This window comes from Candidatus Omnitrophota bacterium (genome assembly GCA_013791745.1).
GTDB lineage: Bacteria > CG03 > CG03 > CG03 > CG03 > CG03.
The window spans coordinates 1-6,300 of the sequence record VMTH01000067.1 but is presented as its reverse complement, the minus strand read 5'-3'; the positions used below and the strand labels follow the sequence as shown (position 1 = coordinate 6,300).

Below are 6,300 nucleotides of genomic sequence, written 5' to 3'. Positions count from 1 at the left end.
AAATTTTATTGTCATTACATCACTCTTTTTCTGCCTCTCCGAAAGCTCCTGGAAAAAAGCATGCAGCCAGCCGTCCTCATAAATAATCTTATATGATTTCGGCCATACGCCGAATTTCTCTATGTCGCCCATAGCAATCCTCATTCCCCCCCCTGCATCCATTCCGGTTTTTTTTATGTAATCAATCACATCAGGAGGTTTAAGGGCAGGCATAGTGTATCGTAGAGACTCCATTATAGGAAGTATCTTCAACTTATAACCTTCATGCTCTGTTATAAAATAGCCGTGAAGTTTGTCATTCAGCCAGCCGGCGCCGTTGAAATGATAATCATCCAGCAGTGTGTAGTCCATACCTGATAATGCTATAGGTTTTGTAAGATACTGTTCCCACACCCGTTCGGGCAGCCACATTCCGGTGGGCAGGGAATTGAAAGTTTCTCCTATGTATCGGGTATACTGCGTAATCTGTTCCTTAATATCATCAGCTGAGATAAGGGGCAGAATGACCTCGTAAAACGGGCCGCCGAGTATCTCGATCTGTCCCCTGTCTATCATGCCTTTCATAAGAGCAATGAACTCAGGTTTGTTTTCCGCCATCCATTCCAGAAGCGGGCCGCTTATGTGCGTATTCACTATCACATCGGGGAATTTGTTCAGCTCCTTAAAAAAGGGGTCGTAACATAGATTGAAACATTCCTCAAAAACATGAGGGTAATTGCCGACCGGTTGATGACAGTGCACTCCGAAACCAAAATAAACTTTGTTCATTTTCTTATTCCTCCCCGGTTATATCCCTGTTGTGTGCCCCTGTTTTTAAAGCTTCAAATGCTTGATCTGTACCGGATTAATTTCGCAATATAGCTAATGAGCCAAATCCCGACGTCGTATACCCGTATTTTAAATTATACCAATATAATAATCAAGCTATTGTAGGAATACGCTGTAATGCCCGTTATCATGAAATCGACATAATAGAATCTTACATCTTGAAACCAAGTCTGATTTTTGTCAAACTACAGTAAATTCATTAGAGGGAGTATTTCCTCTATCGGCAATAATATATAAGGGAGGCCATTCATGACAGAGTCTGAAAAATACAAGTTCAAAACCATTGACGAGGCAAAAGATGACCTCATAAAAAACCGTCACACATTTACAGATCCCTGGGTTAAATACGGGCCTTTACGGGTTTTAAACCACGGCAATGGAATCATGAAAATTGGAGATTCTACACGGTTCTTCGAGCCTGTATGGATCAGGATGGGACATAAAGGAAAAATCACCATATATCCAAAAACCTTTTTTCAAAGAGAATGCGAACTGATTGCCGAAGAAGAGATTGTGGTTGAAGAGGAAGTGAGAGTTTCCTGGAATGTTCTTATAATGGATACCGATATTCACGGCATAGGAAATAATCCTAAGGAAAATAGCCCTGTCCGAATCAAAAAACGCGCGTGGATAGGCTCTCATGCGAGAATCCTGAAAGGTGTCACTATCGGGGAAGCCGCGATCATCGCCTGCAATTCCGTCGTCACCAGCGATATACCTGATTACGCCGTCGCCGCGGGCATTCCCGCGAAAGTAATAAAGATTTTAGAGCCGTTTGAGGGAAAACACGGCGGCCGTTTCGAGGGGAAATGGTACAATCCCGATTTTGTCCCGATCCCGCATCCCAATTATTATGTCCAGGAATTAGGCGGAGTTAAGTTTGACTGGAAAGAGGACTGGAACGAAAAACGCGAAAAACAATGATAAAGAAAGAAACCACTGAATCTGTGGTTGGTTTTTGACAGTTGGTTTTTTGAATAAGAGGAGGGATTTTATGAAAACATCGATCGTATTTCCTATGTTCTGGGGAAGAGAAAAAACTTGTACTCACAAAAAAGGTGATTATTATTATGACCATCCAACTGCTATTGACAGTGAAGGAACTATCCCCCCGCTGTTTGAAAGCATGAAAAACCTGGAGGATCAGGATTTTGATGTAGTTGCCGTTGCCGGCAACGGCGCCGAGGGGTATAAAGAGAAAACAGAAACCGCCCTGAATAATTTAATGGCGAAATATAAAAAGGATTTTAAAATTTATACCGTTTGTTATTCCCAACTTGAAAAACTCCATGCGTTTTTCAAAGAAAAGGGTAAAGAGCATTTGCTCGGAACTTTATCTCTGACGGGCTATTCTCCTCTCAGAAATATGTGCTTCGTGGCTGCTAACATACTGAATTCCGATATAGCTGTTTCAATTGACGATGATATCATATTTACCAAACCCGACTATGTTTCAATGATAAAGAATACAATAAAAACCAAATTTCAGGATAAGGAAATATTGGCTCTCTGCGGTCCTTATATAACAGCGGAAGATAAAATACTGCTGCCTGTAAAGATAAGCGCGGTCACGGCGTTTTATGACACCATAATTCAAATGAACAAACTGTTCCAGGAAAAAGTTATTGAAGGGGAACGCTTAAAAGAAGTTCATTTTTCCATAATGGGGAATATAGCCGTTCACAAAGATTTTTATATGAAAATACCGCTGGATCCGCCTCTGCAGAGAGGAGAAGATTCCGACTGGGTGATGAACGCTAATATATTCGGCCACAGCTTTATCCTGGATAATACGCTGATGGTAAAACACGTTCCGCTAAAACGCCCTCACCCCGCGTGGATGCCCATGCGCGAAGACATTAAGAGGTTCGTACATATTAAGAACAAGATTGCCAACAGCAGAGACAGCGATAAAACACATAAACTGGAAGTTTCAAATTATGATCCTTTCCCCGGATGTTTTTTCAGAGACAACCTTATGGATAAAATGGCAAAGGCCTGTCTGGCAATGAGCCAGGAATACCTTATCGCCGGCGAAACTGAGAATGCCAGAGAAGCTTTGCAGAATATCTATATAGCCAAATACGCGGCTGACCCCGGATATGACGCCTTTAAGGCATACGTTGATTTTCAGGCGAAATGGGAGGAGATGATGTTAGTGGTTGGCGAAAACAGGACGGCTCTTAAAAAGCTGCTTTTCGATTAGCCCCCTTCTTTCGCTAAAGCTATGGCAGGCCGTTGAGACGGCCTAACTCAAATTCAAATCGGATATTTGCAACAACGGCCCTAATATTGTATTATTGGCCGATATAGACTGACTCCCCGTATTGCCGATCCCCCGGGATTACCGGTTGAATTTTACCGCAATACTTTTAAAAGGTTAGACGGCCTTATTGAAAGAATAATACCAAAACTTAAAGAAGGTAAAAGTTAGAAGAGATACAGGATACTGGATGCAAGATAAAAAGAAGATAGACGGGAGATGGTAAAAGGTAAATGAAAAAACAACATGGTGACTTGGCAACGGGTAACTGGTGACTTGCGGTTTATACAGTTTAACGGGAGGAGATAATGTTGGAATATCTTAAAGAAAGCGACGGTGAAGTTTATGGAATAATTAAAAAGGAGCACCTCCGGCAGGAAGAAGGCCTTGAACTGATTGCTTCTGAAAATTATGTTTCACAGGCGGTTTTGGAAGCGCAGGGCTCTGTCCTGACTAATAAATATGCTGAAGGGTACCCGGGGAAAAGGTATTACGGCGGGTGCCAGCACTATGATGAAATAGAACGGCTCGCACAGGCCCGCTGCAAAAAACTTTTTAATGCGGAACATGTAAATGTCCAGCCTCATTCGGGCACGCAGGCAAACATGGCCGTTTACTTTTCCGTTTTAAACCCCGGAGATACGATCATGGGAATGCACCTGTCCCACGGCGGACACCTGTCCCACGGTCACCCGAGCTCGTTTTCGGGCAGGTATTTTTACACGGTGCCTGTAGAGCTTGACTGTAAAACCGGGCTGATTGATTTTGACATAATGCGGCGTCTTGCGGAGAAGAACAAACCCAAGTTGATCGTCGCCGGAGCTTCCGCATATTCAAGGATAATAGATTTCTCGAAATTCAGGGAGATCTGCGACCATGTGGGCGCGTACCTTATGGCTGATGTAGCGCATATAGCAGGGCTGATAGCGGCCGGGATACATCCGTCCCCGTTTCCCCATGCCGACTTTGTCACAACGACCACTCATAAAACCCTGAGGGGGCCCCGGGGCGGTCTTGTGATGTGCAGGAAAGAATTTGCAGATATGGTGGACAAGAATATCTTTCCGGGAATCCAGGGCGGCCCGCTCATGCATGTGATTGCGGCCAAAGCCGTGGCTTTCGGAGAGGCGCTGAAGCCGGAATTCATGGAATACCAGAAGCAGATTGTAAAAAACAGCCGGACATTGGCTGAAGAACTTGTGAAACTGGGCTTTAAGCTTGTTACAGGCGGGACGGATAACCATTTAATGCTCGTAGATTTGAGAAATAAGAACATGAAGGGTTCTACCGCGCAGGATTTACTAGACGAAGCCGGGATTGCTACGAACAAGAACTCTATCCCGGGCGATCCTGAAAAGCCTTTTATCACTTCGGGTATAAGACTGGGGACTCCGGCAGTCACAACCAGGGGTATGAAAGAGGAGCAAATGAAGCAGATAGCGGTTTTTATAAGCAGGGCTATAAATTCAGCGGGCAATAAAGAGGAACTGAAAGCAGTTAAAAAAGAAGTCAAGAAAATGACGAATGCTTTTCCGATTTACGGATTGTCTGAATAATGATTTATTTGAAATCCAGCTATAAGTTCCTTTGTGAAGAAAAGGTGAAATTAGAAAGGTTTTTAGATGTGTGATGTGATGAGTGTGTTTGAGATTAAGGTAGAACTTCAGTGATTTATCTTGCCGCTTTCTTAATTCTCCCCTGATCTTTCTGCTTATATTAGGACAATACTTGATTGCCCCCTTGACTTTTTAGGCGTAATTTTGTCAAATATAATAGGTTTTATCGAACGCGACAGAGTGTTTGATGGGGCAACGCTGAGCATACTTGGCCGGCGGACAGACGACGGACCTGTAAAGGTTTTGGACTTCAGGAAACGATAGTTTAGGACAGACGATTGGTTTAGAGCCGGAGAGGGTGAAAAATTGAAAAAAAATGGCCTGACAGAATCGTTTTTGAACAAGCTGCTGTGCTATTCGCTGGAGGAAATCGGCGATTGCGTCTGCTGGATAGATGACAAGGCCGAATTTGTTTATGCCAACGCAACGGCCTGCCGGAAAATGGGTTACAGCGCTGATGAACTCAGCGGCAGGAAAATCAGCGATATCCTGCAATCTTTTGGCGGCGCTCAGTTAAAGAAGGTGTTCAGTAATCCGCGCAAGACGCGGCACAGGCTTGAATCCGGCTGTGTGCTCAAGAGCGGGAACCTCGTCGCCACCGAGATCACGGCTATCCCGTACAAGATAGAAAATCGTCAAATGGCCTGTCTGCTCATACGCGATATAAGTGACGCGGCCCGTGCGAAAGCCGTGCTGGAACGGCGGATAAAACTTGAAGACATAGTTGCCGGAATGTCTTCAAAATTTATCAAATGCTCTCCGGATGAGATAGATGATGAGATTAACCGCTCGCTGGAACAGCTCGGCCAGGGCGAGGAAGTGGACAGGGCTTATGTTTTTTTGATCCGGCCCGAAGGCCTGTTCATGGACAACACCCACGAATGGTGCGCCAAAGGCATAGAGCCGCAGAAAAAAAATCTGCAGAACTGCTGGCTTGATGATTTCCCGTGGTGGATGAAAAAATTAAAGCGTCTTGAAACAATAAGAATCCCCAATATCGAAGAACTGGCGGAGGCAGCTTCGGCGGAAAAGAGGATTTTGAAAGCCCGGAATATTAAATCCCTTCTTGCCGTGCCCCTCGTTTCCGGAGCGTATCTGCATGGTTTTATGGGTTTTGACACGGTGCGGGAAAAAAGAGATTGGCACGACGACCTGGTGAAACTGCTCAAAATATCGGGAGAGATAATCATCAACGCGCTTGAGAGAAAACGCACGGGAGTAGTGATACAGAACAAAATAGACGATCTTCAGAAAGTGGCGGACATGGCCGTTCAAATGGAGCTCGAGATCTTTTCACTCAAATCAAAACTGGAAAAACTGGAAAAGAAATAATTTGACATTATCCGTTAAAAAAAATAAGCTTAGAGCGTGAAATCTGCTAAACAACTTCTAATGACGCTGCTGTTTATAGGCATCATAGGTTTTTTAACCCTCGTTTTTGACAGGGGTTACACCAGAGAGGCCAACCTGATGAGCAACGCGAACTGGTACAAAAACACAAAGAGTGACTACTAATAAAATAATCGCTTTCTGCTATTCGTTTATAATAGGGACGGCCCTCGCCATCATATATTTTTCCGGTTTTGATGTTTT

The 6,300-nt window shown here is 44.0% G+C and carries 5 protein-coding genes; 4 read left to right on the top strand and 1 reads right to left on the bottom strand.

Features of this window, described 5'->3' with window-relative positions:
* Positions 1–768, bottom strand: a 768-nt coding sequence (locus FP827_03115) for a hypothetical protein (GenBank protein ID MBA3052068.1), incomplete at its 3' end; no start/stop codon positions are given.
* Positions 769–1,077: 309 nt separating this feature from the next.
* Here FP827_03115 and FP827_03110 point away from each other — a divergent pair.
* The 4 genes from FP827_03110 (at position 1,078) to FP827_03095 (ending at position 6,039) form a co-directional block, all read left to right on the top strand.
* Positions 1,078–1,752 (top strand): acyltransferase, encoded by a 675-nt coding sequence (locus FP827_03110; GenBank protein MBA3052067.1) that lies wholly within the window; start codon positions 1,078–1,080, stop codon positions 1,750–1,752.
* Between the two features lie 70 nt (positions 1,753–1,822).
* Entirely contained in the window at positions 1,823–3,034 is a 1,212-nt protein-coding gene (locus FP827_03105; GenBank protein ID MBA3052066.1) for a hypothetical protein, read from the top strand.
* 365 nt (positions 3,035–3,399) lie between these two features.
* A complete protein-coding gene (locus FP827_03100; protein MBA3052065.1) occupies positions 3,400–4,647 on the top strand; it encodes a serine hydroxymethyltransferase in 1,248 nt (415 codons plus the stop codon).
* Positions 4,648–5,013: 366 nt separating this feature from the next.
* Positions 5,014–6,039 carry a PAS domain S-box protein gene (locus tag FP827_03095; GenBank protein ID MBA3052064.1) on the top strand — a complete coding sequence of 342 codons (1,026 nt, stop codon included), beginning with the start codon at positions 5,014–5,016 and terminating at the stop codon, positions 6,037–6,039.
* The last annotated feature ends 261 nt before the right edge of the window (positions 6,040–6,300 follow it).

Coding starts and splice junctions, on each gene's coding strand:
- FP827_03100 (MBA3052065.1), top strand. CDS start 3,400: ATGTTGGAATATCTTAAAGAAAGCGACGGTGAAGTTTATGGAATAATT.
- FP827_03110 (MBA3052067.1), top strand. CDS start 1,078: ATGACAGAGTCTGAAAAATACAAGTTCAAAACCATTGACGAGGCAAAA.
- FP827_03105 (MBA3052066.1), top strand. CDS start 1,823: ATGAAAACATCGATCGTATTTCCTATGTTCTGGGGAAGAGAAAAAACT.